Annotated in this window: 14 protein-coding genes; 9 read left to right on the top strand and 5 right to left on the bottom strand. The window is 66.6% G+C overall.

What is annotated here, in order from left to right; all coding sequences use genetic code 11:
• Window positions 1-15 precede the first annotated feature (15 nt).
• Entirely contained in the window at window positions 16-477 is a 462-nt protein-coding gene (locus tag AU197_RS09035) for a rhodanese-like domain-containing protein (RefSeq protein ID WP_064402210.1), read from the bottom strand.
• A 102-nt stretch (window positions 478-579) separates the two neighbouring features.
• Here AU197_RS09035 and AU197_RS09030 point away from each other — a divergent pair, with 102 nt between their 5' ends.
• Complete coding sequence (locus AU197_RS09030; protein ID WP_064402209.1) at window positions 580-1,296, top strand: DUF1326 domain-containing protein; 717 nt, start codon at window positions 580-582, stop codon at window positions 1,294-1,296.
• 226 nt (window positions 1,297-1,522) lie between these two features.
• On the top strand, window positions 1,523-1,756 hold the full coding sequence (locus AU197_RS09025) for a hypothetical protein (RefSeq protein ID WP_407937605.1): 234 nt from the start codon (window positions 1,523-1,525) through the stop codon (window positions 1,754-1,756).
• 21 nt (window positions 1,757-1,777) lie between these two features.
• Here the strand turns inward: AU197_RS09025 and AU197_RS09020 are convergent, their stop codons facing one another.
• The 3 genes from AU197_RS09020 to AU197_RS09010 are packed head-to-tail and all read right to left on the bottom strand — an operon-like array spanning window position 1,778 to window position 4,101.
• The gene (locus AU197_RS09020) at window positions 1,778-2,632 is read right to left on the bottom strand and encodes an SDR family NAD(P)-dependent oxidoreductase (protein WP_064402207.1); all 855 of its coding nucleotides are present in this window, start codon (window positions 2,630-2,632) and stop codon (window positions 1,778-1,780) included.
• Window positions 2,622-2,828: a ferredoxin gene (locus AU197_RS09015; protein ID WP_064402206.1), complete on the bottom strand. Its 207-nt coding sequence runs from the start codon at window positions 2,826-2,828 to the stop codon at window positions 2,622-2,624. The genes AU197_RS09020 and AU197_RS09015 overlap by 11 nt, the downstream gene beginning before the upstream one ends.
• Before the next feature lies 1 nt (window position 2,829).
• A complete protein-coding gene (locus AU197_RS09010) occupies window positions 2,830-4,101 on the bottom strand; it encodes a cytochrome P450 (RefSeq protein ID WP_064402205.1) in 1,272 nt (423 codons plus the stop codon).
• A gap of 155 nt (window positions 4,102-4,256) precedes the next feature.
• On the opposite strand from AU197_RS09010, the gene AU197_RS09005 reads away from it, so the two are divergent.
• The gene (locus AU197_RS09005) at window positions 4,257-4,850 is read left to right on the top strand and encodes a TetR/AcrR family transcriptional regulator (protein WP_064402204.1); all 594 of its coding nucleotides are present in this window, start codon (window positions 4,257-4,259) and stop codon (window positions 4,848-4,850) included.
• Between the two features lie 15 nt (window positions 4,851-4,865).
• Here the strand turns inward: AU197_RS09005 and AU197_RS09000 are convergent, their stop codons facing one another.
• The gene (locus AU197_RS09000) at window positions 4,866-5,894 is read right to left on the bottom strand and encodes a fused (3R)-hydroxyacyl-ACP dehydratase subunits HadA/HadB (protein ID WP_064402203.1); all 1,029 of its coding nucleotides are present in this window, start codon (window positions 5,892-5,894) and stop codon (window positions 4,866-4,868) included.
• A 155-nt stretch (window positions 5,895-6,049) separates the two neighbouring features.
• On the opposite strand from AU197_RS09000, the gene AU197_RS08995 reads away from it, so the two are divergent.
• The 6 genes from AU197_RS08995 to AU197_RS08970 all read left to right on the top strand — a co-directional run bounded on the left by AU197_RS08995 (window position 6,050) and on the right by AU197_RS08970 (window position 12,191).
• Complete coding sequence (locus tag AU197_RS08995; protein ID WP_156434360.1) at window positions 6,050-7,036, top strand: glycoside hydrolase family 6 protein; 987 nt, start codon at window positions 6,050-6,052, stop codon at window positions 7,034-7,036.
• Between the two features lie 38 nt (window positions 7,037-7,074).
• Window positions 7,075-7,650, top strand: a complete 576-nt coding sequence (locus tag AU197_RS08990) for a COG4315 family predicted lipoprotein (protein ID WP_064402202.1) — start codon at window positions 7,075-7,077, stop codon at window positions 7,648-7,650.
• Window positions 7,651-7,707: 57 nt separating this feature from the next.
• Window positions 7,708-8,538, top strand: coding sequence for an LLM class F420-dependent oxidoreductase (locus tag AU197_RS08985; protein WP_064402265.1), 831 nt, complete (start codon window positions 7,708-7,710; stop codon window positions 8,536-8,538).
• A gap of 57 nt (window positions 8,539-8,595) precedes the next feature.
• On the top strand, window positions 8,596-9,789 hold the full coding sequence (locus AU197_RS08980; RefSeq protein ID WP_064402264.1) for an acyl-CoA dehydrogenase family protein: 1,194 nt from the start codon (window positions 8,596-8,598) through the stop codon (window positions 9,787-9,789).
• Window positions 9,782-10,936 (top strand): acyl-CoA dehydrogenase family protein, encoded by a 1,155-nt coding sequence (locus AU197_RS08975; protein ID WP_064402201.1) that lies wholly within the window; start codon window positions 9,782-9,784, stop codon window positions 10,934-10,936. Before AU197_RS08980 ends, AU197_RS08975 begins: the two co-directional genes overlap by 8 nt.
• Before the next feature lie 121 nt (window positions 10,937-11,057).
• Window positions 11,058-12,191: a glycoside hydrolase 5 family protein gene (locus AU197_RS08970; RefSeq protein ID WP_064402200.1), complete on the top strand. Its 1,134-nt coding sequence runs from the start codon at window positions 11,058-11,060 to the stop codon at window positions 12,189-12,191.
• Window positions 12,192-12,320 lie beyond the last annotated feature (129 nt).

Here is a 12,320-nt window from a genome sequence, read left to right as displayed (position 1 = left end):
CCTCAGAATGATATGTCAGACGCCCGACACCTGACGGCCGTCGGCCTGCCACGCGCGCATGCCCCCGCGGAGTTCGATGATGTCGATGTAGCCGAGCTCGCGAAGTGATTGGGCCGCAACCGTACTCATCGGTCCAGAGCGGCAGTAGATGGCCAGGGGGGCGCTGCGATCGGCGGGAAGGAGTGCAGCTCGCGCGGCGATCTGATCGAACGGGATCGACAGGTCTGTGCCCGGGATGTCGCCCTCGAAGGGCACGTGCACGTTCACGGTCACACGATCGGGCTCGGCGATCGCTGCGGCGAACTCCCCCGGGTCCACCAGCCGCGCGGCGCTCGCCGGCTCGAGTCGCGAGGTCGCGGTCGGGGGAACATCATCCGACGCGCACGCGCTCAAGCCCATTACGCCGGCTGCCGTCAGTACCGAGGCAAGCAGGCGTGACGATCGGGTGACCACTGTGGATCGAGATGCTTCGAACATATTCCGAAGATACCCCCCTGGGGTACTTGCGCACCAGTGCGGCGAGCAGCTAGGGTCTCACCATCAGATACCCCCCCGGGGTATGGAGGAGAGGATCGGATGATGGCGACGACAACCCCGACAGTGGTCGACTGGCACCTTCGCGGCGACTGGTTCGACGTGTGTAGCTGCAAACTGCCCTGCCCGTGCAGCTTCGCTCAGGAGCCCACGCACGGCGACTGTCTGTTCACCCTCGTGTGGCACATCCGTGACGGGTACTTCGGCGACGTGGATCTCGCCGGGTTGAACGTCGTCTCTCTGGGGGAATTCACGGGGAACATGTGGGTCGATGATCCCAACGCGATGATGAGGTTGATGTTCTACATCGATGCCCGTGCCGACGCCGACCAGCGTCACGCGCTGAAGCGGATCTTCACCGGCAAGGAAGGCGGCTGGCCTGCCGAATTCGCATCTCTCATCGCCGATTTACGCAGCATCGAATACGCCCCCATCACGTTTGAATCTGCAGATGACCTGGCCTACTGGCGCGCCGAGATTCCTGGGAAGGTCGATGTGCGGGTCGGCGCGCTGACCGGCCCCACATCTGATCCGAATCGGCGCGTCACCACCGTCAACGCCCCGGGAGCGGAGGTCGGCCCCGGGCAGGTCGCCACGTGGGGCGTTGTCGAGCGTGATCACGCCGCCGGGTTCGAGTGGTCTCACGAATACCACGGCGGCTCGAGCAAGCACTTTCCCTTCGACTGGCGGCCCGACGGCGGCGACGCAGACCTTCTGGAGGCCACCTCCACCAGGGCGTCGCAGTGTGAATGCCACACCTGATTTCTGACGGCCCTGGCGCCGGTCCTCGGATATACGCGGCGGCTCCTTGTGGTGGGTCGGCAACGTCGACGGTATTTGCTGATTTCCTTCCGAGCGGACGCGCGCGAAATTACCATCGAATCAGCCGACCACCAGATGTCGTCCCTGGACCTCGGACGACTGACTCAAGGGGGTTCGAATGCGTTACCTCGGCGTTGCCGCCTCGGCGGTAGGTCTCATGGTTGCCGTGGCGGTAGCGGCACCCGCCGGAGCGACCGAGGACGAGTTCCTGCGTGACCTCCAACCGCGGTATTCGTTCCTGACGGCCGAGGAACTGGTCACGCAGGGCTACCGGGCCTGCGCCGCCACCAGCGTCGGTGTCCTGGCACCGGACGCGGTCAACATGATCAGCGCGGACCTCGGCATCTCGACCGGTGCGGCGATGGACATCGTCAGCCGCGCTCTACTGCGGCTCTGTTGACCCCTCGCTCCGTCGGTGGTGTCACCGGACCAGAGTGGCGCCACCGTCCAGGCGGATCTGTTGGCCGGTCATGAACCGCGATTCGTCGGCGAGCAGGTATAGCGCGGCGTACGCCGATTCCCAGACGCTGGCGCGGCCCATCTTGAGCTTGACGACGTCGTTGTGCCGTTCGGTCGCCTCGTCGGCGTCCACTCCGAACAGCGATTGCGAATCCCGATTGGCCAGTACGGAGTTGATGGGCCCCAACATCAATGTGTTGACCCGGATTCCGGCCTCGGCGAACTGGACGGCGGCCAGTTCGGTGATGTGGTTCAGACCGCATTTGCCCAATGCGTAGGGCATGATGCCGATGTTGAGGCCGAGCTCGTTCTTGACGCTGGCGATCGACGAGATGTTGACGATGCTTCCGGCGGTGTCGCCGTCGTTGCGCTCCATACATTGTGCGGCAAAGAGATTGCAGTGATAGCAGCCCAGCATGTTGACGTTGATGCCGTGGTTGAAGTTCTCGACGGTCATCGAGTTCGAGTCGAAGTCGAACGGCGGGTTGGTCGCCACGCTGTACACCATCCCGTCCACGTGACCGCTGGTCGCCATCGCGGTATCGAAGATCCTCTGGCAGTCGTCTTTACTGGCGACGTCGGCTTCGATGGCGTAGGCGTTTCCACCTTCGGCGACGATCATCTCGACCGTTTCCTTCACCGCTGCGGGGTTCACATCGACGGCGACGACCTCCGCGCCATGGCGCGCCGCCAGAAGCGAGATGGCCCGCCCGTTCCCCATGCCGGGGCCGGGACTTTGTCCCGCTCCCACCATCACGACGACCTTGCCGGACAAGTCGAAGGCCTTGCGGCCCTTGCGATCGAAGTCAATTGACATGGTTCTCCTTGGCGACGTGTATGGCGCTTTCGGGACAGCTCCGCGCGGCGCCGATTACCGACGCTTCCAGAGCAGCGGGTATTTCGGGATCTGCCGCCTCCGCGTAGCCGAGGTCGGCGATGACGAACACCGACGGACACAGCGATACGCAGACTCCGTGTCCGCGGCACGCATCCTCGTCGACGGAAACCCTCATCTCAGTCCACCTTCACGTGTAGATCGGTGAGTCCGCGCAGGATATAGGTGGGCACGTAGTCGAACCGCCGGCTTCCGGCGGGGCCGTGTGCGGCGTCGTCGATCCGTATCTCGGCCGTGCGCTCGTGCAGCCGCTGAAGGAGCACTCGGCCCTCCGAACGCGCCAGCGGAGCACCGATACAGCTGTGGACGCCTCGTCCGAATCCGATGTGCCGGCGCGCATTCGGCCGATCAGGATCGAACACATCCGGGTTCTCGAACTGGCGGGGGTCGCGGTTGGCGGCGCCGAAGTGCACCATCATGGTCGTACCCGCGGGAACCTCCACGCCGCCGACCGTCGTCGCGGCACGGGCCAACCTGAAGTCGCCCTTGATGGGGCTCTCGAACCGCAGGGCCTCCTCGATGAAGTTGGGGATCGCCTCCGGAGTCTCGCGTAGCCGCTCCTGGAGTCGCGCATCCTCGGCCAGCATCTTGAGCGCAGAGGACAGCAGTCGAACGGTCGTCTCCTGGCCGGCCGAAAAGAGGTTGGCCGCAACGCGAACCACGTCGATGACCTCGGGCACCGATCCATCCGGAAACGTGGCCATGGCCATCTCGGTCATGACGTCGCCGCGCGGTGACTGGCGCCGCTCGTCGATGTAGTCGGTGAAGCGCGCGTAGAGGTACTCGAGCGGCGAGTGCGCCATCGCGGTTTCCCCGCCGGCGCTGCCCAGGGCGACGTCACGGGTCAACTCGGCGGTGAGCTCGGCGTGGTCTTCTTCGGGAACACCCAACAAGTCGGCGATGACCAGGAGCGCGAACGGGTTGGCGACTTCCCTGATGAACTCGCCGCCGCCGGCCGCCAGGAAGGGGTCGAGCACTCTGTCGGCGAGGCGCCACATGAACTCCTCGTTCTCTTTGAGGCGCTTGGGTGTGATCAAACGCGAGAGGAGCGACCGATGGGCGGTGTGCTTGGGCGGATCGAACGAGGGCAATTGGTCGCTGAACGGCAGCTTGTCGCGATGGGCTTCGATCAGCGCGCGGACCTCCGCCCCGTCGAGCCCCTCCAGGGGAACCGGGAAGCCGGCCAGAAAACCCGTCGTGGAGTTGCACGAGGAGAACGTCTCCGGATCGCCGACGACCGACAGCACTTCGTTGTAGCCGGTGACCACCATGACGCCGTGCACCGGCTCGCGCAGCACCGGGCTTGTCTCGCGCATCCGGGCGAGGACTGGATACGGGTCGGCGATCAACGCGTCGTCATGAAAGAAGTCGAGCGTTTCCAGCGTGGTCAACGGCGCTCCTCGGGATGTGCGGTGACGGGATGCTGCGACAAGCTCCTTGCCGCCTGACCAATCGTAAAGCTCGGTCCTGACCAACCGTACAGCATCGCCCTGTACGACTGGTCAGCTAAGGTGAGCGGTGTAAGCAATCCGACAGAGAGAATCCCGTGAGCGACCCCTCGACGGAAGCCGGTGCCCCGACCCGGCAGCGCCTCATCGACGTAGCGATCGAGCTGTTCAAACAACACAGTGTCGCCGGAACGTCGTTGCAGATGATCTCCGACGAGCTCGGCCTGACCAAGTCCGCGATCTACCACCATTTCCGCACCCGCGACGAACTGCTGACCGCCGTCATGGAACCGCTCATCGAAGAGGTCGCCGCGATCGTGGCTGCCGCCGAGACCCACCGCGCCCGTCGTGCCCGTGCGGACCATCTGCTGCGCGGCTACGCAGCGCTCGCCGCCGCGAACCGCGAGCTGATACCGCTGTTCACCGGCGACCCGGGCGTCGTCGCACTGCTCCGGACCCGATCGGATTGGGCCGCGGTCGTCGACCGTCAGATGCGCCTGCTCGCCGATGTCGAGCCCGGGTTGGCCGGCCAGGTGAAAGCGGCGCTCGTCATGTCGGGGGTCGCATCCGCCGCGGGCCTCGACTACGGCGACGTCGACGAGGAGACGCTGCGCGATCAACTGATTGCGGCCGGGCGCCGCACGCTCGGATTGCGCGCACCGCAATCGCGTGACGCGCGGGCCGACGGCTGAGGACGGTGGCGGCGGTCAGCGGAAGCGGATGTTCATGGTCGCCAGCCCGAAGATCTTCTTTCCGGAGGACTTGGCCGCCACCACGATCACGCCCGAGCGGGTCGCGGGATCCAGCGACTTGATCCTGCCGCTGAACTCGATGTCGGCGCCCTCTTGGGCGGAGACGATCGCCGGTGCGGAGAGCCGCACCGCGTAGCGGGTCACCGCGCCCGGGTCGCCCGACCAGGCCGACACGAACCCCGCGCCGAGGCCCATGGTGAGCATGCCGTGGGCGATCACGTCGGGAAGTCCGGCCAGCTTGGCGATGTCCTCGTCCCAGTGGATCGGGTTGGCGTCACCGGCGACGCCGGCGTAGTTGACCAGGTCGCCGCGGGACAACCGCGTGTGGCGCACCGGGAGCTCGTCGCCGACGTTCAGCTCGTCGAACGACGGCGTGCCCGGTGGGCGGTCCGAACCATCGGCGATCCGGGCTTCGCTCTCGGGCCGCACGGTCTTCTCGTATGTGCCCTCAGCCTCGCTGACCGCGAAGATGTCCACGTCGTGCATCATCTTGGCGTGGACGGCGGTCATGATGTCCGGATCCACGTCTTCGCTGGTCAGACCCACCACGGTGGTGTGCAGGGTGTGCACCCGCTCGCCGGCGGTGTCGGTGAAGGTGTTGGTCACGGTGATCAGATCCCGGCCCGCGATCCTGCGCACCGACGTCAACTCGACGTCGATCACCAGCTCGTCGCCGGCCACGATCGGGCGGTGCTGCTCGAAGACCTCTTCGGTCTGCAGGTAGGTGTCGTAACCGACGACCACCTGCTCGAACATGTGCCGGTTACACGACATGGCCGGGGCCGACGTGAACGTCAGCGGCGCTACCAGACCCGAATATCCCAGCTCAGCGGCGGCAGCGACGTCCCAGTGCGCGGGGTGGTAGTCCTGCACCGCACGGGCGTATTCGCGCACCTTCTCGCGGCCGACGAGGTACGGGTCGGCCATCTGGTACCAATGGCCGACCCGCGCTTCGATGGCCGACGTCTCTGGTGCTGCGGTCATGGATGCTCATCTTTTCTGCCGGTTTGTCCGTGAGCCCGACCCCAGCACACTAACGCGCGCAGCCACGAACCCTCGCCGAGCATGGCCGCAAGCTGCACGGTCGGTTACCAGGGCCGAATTGGCGGGCCCGATCGCGAGCCATTAATTTCCCTGGGGTGATGTCCTCAGCTGCCCGCGCGGTCGCGCGATTGACCGCCCCCGTCCTCACCTTGGCGGTCGTCGCCTCTGCGACGCTCCTCGCCGGCCCAGCGCCGACGGTGCATTTGGTCAGCGAGGCCAACCCGTTGGCGGGCAAACCCTTCTACGTCAACCCGACGTCGAAGGCGATGCGCGCCGCACAGGCTGCGGACCCGCCCAGTCCCGAACTGAGCGCGGTCGCCAACACCCCGCAGGCCTACTGGCTGGTGCCGGGCTCCTCGGCGTCGACGGTGGCCAAATACGCGGGCGACGCGGCCGCCGCCGGTGCCATACCGGTGTTCGCCATTTACGGAATCCCGCACCGCGACTGTGGAAGTTTCGCGGCGGGCGGTCATGGATCCGGTGAGGCGTACCGACAGTGGATCGACGGCATCGCCGCCGACATCGGTCCGGTGCCCGCGGCGGTCATCGTCGAACCCGACGCGCTTGCCATGGCCGACTGCCTGTCGCCAGACCAGCGTCAGGAACGCTTCGACCTGATCCGCTACGCCGTGGACGCCCTGACCAGGAACCCGTCGACCGCGGTGTACGTCGACGCCGGCCACTTGCGCTGGCACAGCCCCGAGGAGATGGCGTCACGGCTCAACCAGGCCGGCGTGGATCGCGCGCGGGGGTTCAGCCTCAACGTCGCGAACTTCTTCACCACCGAAGACGAAATCGGTTACGGCGAGGCGATTTCGGGGTTGACGAACGGTAAGCACTACGTGATCGACACCTCCCGCAACGGGAACGGGCCTGCCGAGGGCGAGCTGTACTGGTGCAACCCCGACGGCAGGGCCCTGGGTGTCGCGCCGACCACGGCCACGGCGGGTCCGCACGCCGACGCCTATCTGTGGGTGAAGCGGCCCGGCGAATCCGACGGGACGTGCGGTAAGGGTGACCCGCCGGCAGGAGATTTCGTCAACCAGTACGTGATCGAGTTGGCCAGCAACGCGGGTCGGTGACACGTTTGAGCGGTGAGACCGAAGGATATGGATTGATCATGCCCACGCCACGTACGTCGTCGACGTGCGCCCCGATCCTGATGGTCAGCCTGCTGGCGCTGTCCGGGTGCGCCGCGCTCGAGAACAAGGAGACCCACAGCACGGCGACGGCCGCGGCGTCCGGCACCCAGACCTCGTTGGCCGCACCGCGCACCGAACCGCGCACGCCGGCCCCGAATCCACCACCGTCGATCGAGCGCAAGCCGCCGATCGGCGACGTCTCGCTCGGCATCGACGACCGCGGCGACCTCGGCGAGATCATCGTCGACAGCACCGGACGCACGCTGTACGTCTTTTCGCAGGACGGTCCGAACGAACCCACATGCTACGGCGAGTGCGCCGACACCTGGCTGCCGCTGTTGGCGGACGCGGATCCGGCCGGCGGTATCGGCATCGACGTGGCGGCGGCCAAGATCGTGCCGCGGCGCGACGAGGGCGAACAGGTGACGTACCGCGGCCAACCCCTTTACCGGTATGCGGGCGATCAGAACGACATCGACGCCCACGGGCAGGGTCTCGACATGTTCGGCGGCGAATGGCATGTGCTGACCAAGTTCGGCGAACCGCTGGCCTGAGGAATAGTCGCGTCGTACGCCGGCGTTGGCATGCGCATCGACGAAAGCGAGGGCGGCATGGACTTCGGGATCTCAACCTTCGTCAATGACGACACGATCGACACCGTGTCGTTGGCTCGCGCCGTCGAGGAGCGCGGCTTCGACGCGCTTGTCGTCGCCGAGCACACCCATATCCCGGCCAGCAGGCAGTCTCCGTATCCGATGGGAGGGGACCTGCCGAAGGTCTACTACCGCACCCTGGATCCGTTCGTCACGCTGGCCGCGGCAGCGGCGGTGACCTCGAAGATCGAACTGGTCACCGGCATCGCGCTGCTGATCCAGCGCGATCCGATCATCACCGCCAAAGAGGCCGCAAGCATCGACCTGATCTCGGGCGGCCGCTTCGTGTTCGGTGTGGGCGCGGGGTGGAACATCGAGGAGTTGCGCCACCACGGCACCGACCCCAAGACCCGCGGTGCGCTGCTGGACGAACGCATCGAGGCCATCAAAGCGTTGTGGACCGATGAGCCCGCCGAGTATCACGGACGCTTCGTCGACTTCGAATCCTCGTTCCTGCGACCGAAGCCGGTGCGCAAACCGCATCCGCCGATTGTCGTCGGCGGTGACTCCGACGCCACGGTCAAGCGGGTGATCCGCCATGGAGCGGGTTGGATCTCCAATCCGCTGCCGGTCGAGAGGCTGGCCAAACGGATCGACCAGATGCGGGAGGGTGCGGGTCACGACGTCCCGTTGACGACGTTCGGCACGCCTGCGGATCCGGATTACTGGCGCGCGCTCGAGGACCTCGGCTACCGGCAGGCCAACCTGCTGCTGCCCACCAAACCGCGCGACGAGTCGCTGCGGATCCTCGACGACTACGCCGGCAAGGTCGCCCAGTACCGCGGTTAGCCGCTCAACCCGGTACCGCTGTTCGTCGACGCGCGTCGAGTTTCTATGGTGACACCCATGAGCACTGACGCTGATGCCGGTCGGGTCGCCGAACTGGCGCGCGGGGTCGTCGCCGACCACGACCCGAAGAGCGTGCCGATCCCCGAGTTTCTCGGCGCCTGCTACGACGCCGGTCTGACCTGGGTGCACTTTCCCGAAGGCCTCGGCGGGCTCGGGGTGTCCCGCGGTCTGCAGGCCGTTGCCGACCGCATCTTGCAGGGCGCGGGCGGCCCCGTACCCCTCGGCCTCAACCCGATGGGATACGGCATGGCGGCGCCGACGATCCGCGAACACGCCCAGACCGAGGACGTCAAACGAAAGTGGTTGCGCCCGTTGGCAACCACAGACGACCTGTGGTGCCAGTTGTTCTCCGAACCGGGCGCCGGCTCTGATCTTGCCGGGCTCGCCACGTCGGCGGTGCGCGACGGAGACGACTGGGTCATCAACGGCCAGAAGGTGTGGACCAGCCTGGCGCACCGAGCGCGCTGGGGGCTGCTGCTCGCGCGCACCAATCCCGATGTGCCCAAGCACAAAGGCCTGACGTACTTCGTCATCGACATGCACGGCGATGGCGTCGAAACGCGACCGCTGCGCCAGATGACGGGGCAGGCGGAGTTCAACGAGGTCTACTTCAGCGACGCCCGCATCCCGGACAAGCACCGTCTCGGCGAGGTCGACAACGGCTGGGCCGTGGCGATGACGACGCTGATGAACGAACGCACCGCACTCGGCGGCAGCGGCAGCAGGCGCGGTGCCGGCACCATCGCCGACGCGACCGGACTGTGGGCGTCGCGGCCCGAGCGCCATACCCCGGTGCTGCGCGACCGCCTCACGCAGCTGTGGCTGCGCTCGGAGGCACAACGGCTCACCTCCGAACGGTCACGTGCGGCCGCGACGGTCGGCGGGCCCGGCCCGGAAGGGTCGGTCGGCAAGTTGGTCGGGGCCGAACTCAACCAGGACATCTACCAGTGGTGCATGGATTTCCTTGGGCCCGAAGGGATTCTGTATCACGGTTATCAGCAGGGTGCAGGCACCGGGGAACGGGATTGGCAAGGGCCCATCCAGCAGCGGTACCTGCGCAGCCGTGCGAACACCATCGAAGGCGGGACGTCTGAGGTGATGCGCAACATCCTCGGTGAACGCATCCTCGGGCTGCCCGGCGACCTGCGTGCCGACGCCGGCATGCCGTGGAAGGAGATTCCCCGTGGCTGAGTACAAGTTCACCGAGGAACAAGGCCAACTACGCGATGCGGTGCGCAAGTTCAGCGCCGAACACTTCTCGGAGGAGACCGTCCGCGGGTTGATGGAGTCCGACCCGCCGTTCGATCCCAAGGTGTGGGCGCGGCTCGGCGGCGAGCTCGGCGTGCTGGGTCTGTCGGTGCCCGAGGCCGACGGCGGAGTCGGCGGAACGCTCGTCGATCAGGCCGTGGCCATCGAGGAGCTGGGCGCACGGTTGGCGTGTGGGCCGCTGTTCGGGACGGTGTACCTGGCGATTCCGGCCCTGGTGGCCGCCCCATCCGGGCCGGTGCGCGACGAGCTGCTCGGTGACCTCGTCGAGGGTCGGCGCACCGCGGCCTTCGCCGTGGTGGACCGCGGCGGCGCATTCGATCCCGACGCCGTCACGGTGACCGCTGCGGGAGATGCGTTGTCGGGCACGGTGAGTCAGGTGGTCGACGGCGGCATCGCCGACGTCCTGCTGGTCGCCGCGCGGGGCGACGACGGTGTCGTCCTGTATGCCGTCGACGGCACCGCCGACGGAGTGCAGCGCACGCCGCTGGCCACGCTCGATCTCACCCGCTCCGAGGCGAACGTGATGTTCACCGAGGCGCCCGCCCGCGTGATCGCCGGGGCCGAGGAAGCTGCCCGGGTCATCGACCATGCGCTACAGGTCGGTGCGGCGCTTCTCGCGGTGGAGCAGGTGGGCGCCGCCCAGCATCTGCTGGACCTGTCGGTGGAGTACGCGAAGTCGCGACTGCAGTTCGGCAGGCCGATCGGATCGTTTCAGGCGGTCAAGCATCGGCTCGCGAACCTGCTCGTCGACGTCGAGCACGCGAGGTCGACTGCCTATCACGCGATCTGGGCGCTGGCGGACGGATCCGATGATCCGGCGCTGGCCACCAGCATCGCCCAGGCGGTCTGCTCGGGCGCCCTGAGCCACGTCGCCAACGACACCATCCAGGTGCACGGTGGCATCGGGTTCACCTGGGAACACCAGGCGCATCTGTATTACAAGCGCGCCGCGACGAACGCGGTTCTGCTGGGCAGCGCCGAACAACACCGGGACCGGGTCGCCGCGATGGTGCTCAACGGCGCGGAGGCGGAGCGGGTGCCGCGGGTGGCCGACGGGCTCACGGTCTGAGCCTGTCTGGTCGGCAACAGGGTGACTCGGCTCACCCGATTGATAACAATTCGAAACCTGTTGCGTTGCAAGATGAGACACGAGGACCGAACAGCTCGGCTCTGAACACTATGTTCACAAGGTGCGCCGGCGAACCGCCCTCAAACTTCCGCTGTACCTTGCAGCCGCCGCGGCACTGACCAAGCTGCCCTCCGCCGCTGCGGCCGAGACGGGGCGATGGTCGGTTGACCGCGCCAACGCCTGGTATGGGGAGCAGGGTTGGCTGCTCGGGGCCAACTATGTCACCTCGAACGCGGTCAATCAGCTCGAGATGTTTCAGGCGGGCACCTTCGACCCGCGTCGCATCTCCGGCGAGCTGAGCGTGGCCAGGCGGATCGGGATGAACACCATGCGGGTGTTCCTGCACGACCAGCTGTGGGCGGCGGACCGAGCCGGATTCAGCCAACGGCTCTCTCAGTTCGTCTCGATCGCGGCCAGTCACAACATCAAGCCGCTGTTCGTGCTGTTCGACTCGTGTTGGGATCCATTGCCCAAGGCCGGGCCTCAGCGGGCTCCGATCAAGGGAGTGCACAACTCGGGCTGGGTCCAGAGTCCCGGTGCGCATCGACTGCAGGACCCGGCCTACACGCGCGTACTGCAGAGCTATGTCACCGGTGTAGTCGGCCTCTTCCGCAACGATCCCCGGGTGCTGGGGTGGGACGTGTGGAACGAGCCGGACAACCCAGCGAAGGACTACCGCAAGGTCGAGCATCCCGACAAGCAGAAGCTGGTCACGGCGTTCCTGCCGCACGTGTTCCAGTGGGTGCGAGCGGTCAAGCCGATCCAACCGTTGACCAGCGGGGTATGGCAGGGACATTGGCGAGACCCCGGCAGCCGCAGTGAGATCGCCAGCCTGCAGCTCGAGCTCTCGGACATCATCAGCTTCCACAGCTATGCCGAGCCCTCAGAGTTCGAGGACCGCATCGACGAGCTCACTCCGCTGGGCCGGCCGATCCTGTGCACCGAGTACCTCGCCCGTAATCTCGGCAGCACCGTCGAGGGCATCCTGCCGATTGCCAAGCGGCGCAACGTCGGCGCCTACAACTGGGGATTCGTCGCCGGGCGCACGCAGACGTACCTTCCGTGGGACTCCTGGAACGAGCCCTATACGACGCTTCCGGACACGTGGTTCTCCGACCTGATCCACCCGGACGGCAACGCACACGACAACGACGAGATCCGGTTCATCCAGAAACTGGTCGGGGTGAGCGCCTGACAGCGACTTATGCTGCCCGCCGGAGTGTTTGGGGCCGCTAGCCCTAGTTATCGCTTGGTGGTGGTTGGGGTTCGTAGGGGTCGTACCATTTCCATTCGGCGCGGTCGCCGGGGGGGCCGGGGCAGGGTG

This window comes from Mycobacterium sp. IS-1590 (assembly GCF_001500025.1).
Classification (GTDB): domain Bacteria; phylum Actinomycetota; class Actinomycetes; order Mycobacteriales; family Mycobacteriaceae; genus Mycobacterium.
Note: the sequence above shows the minus strand (reverse complement) of the source record. Positions and strands in the feature narration are given on the sequence as shown.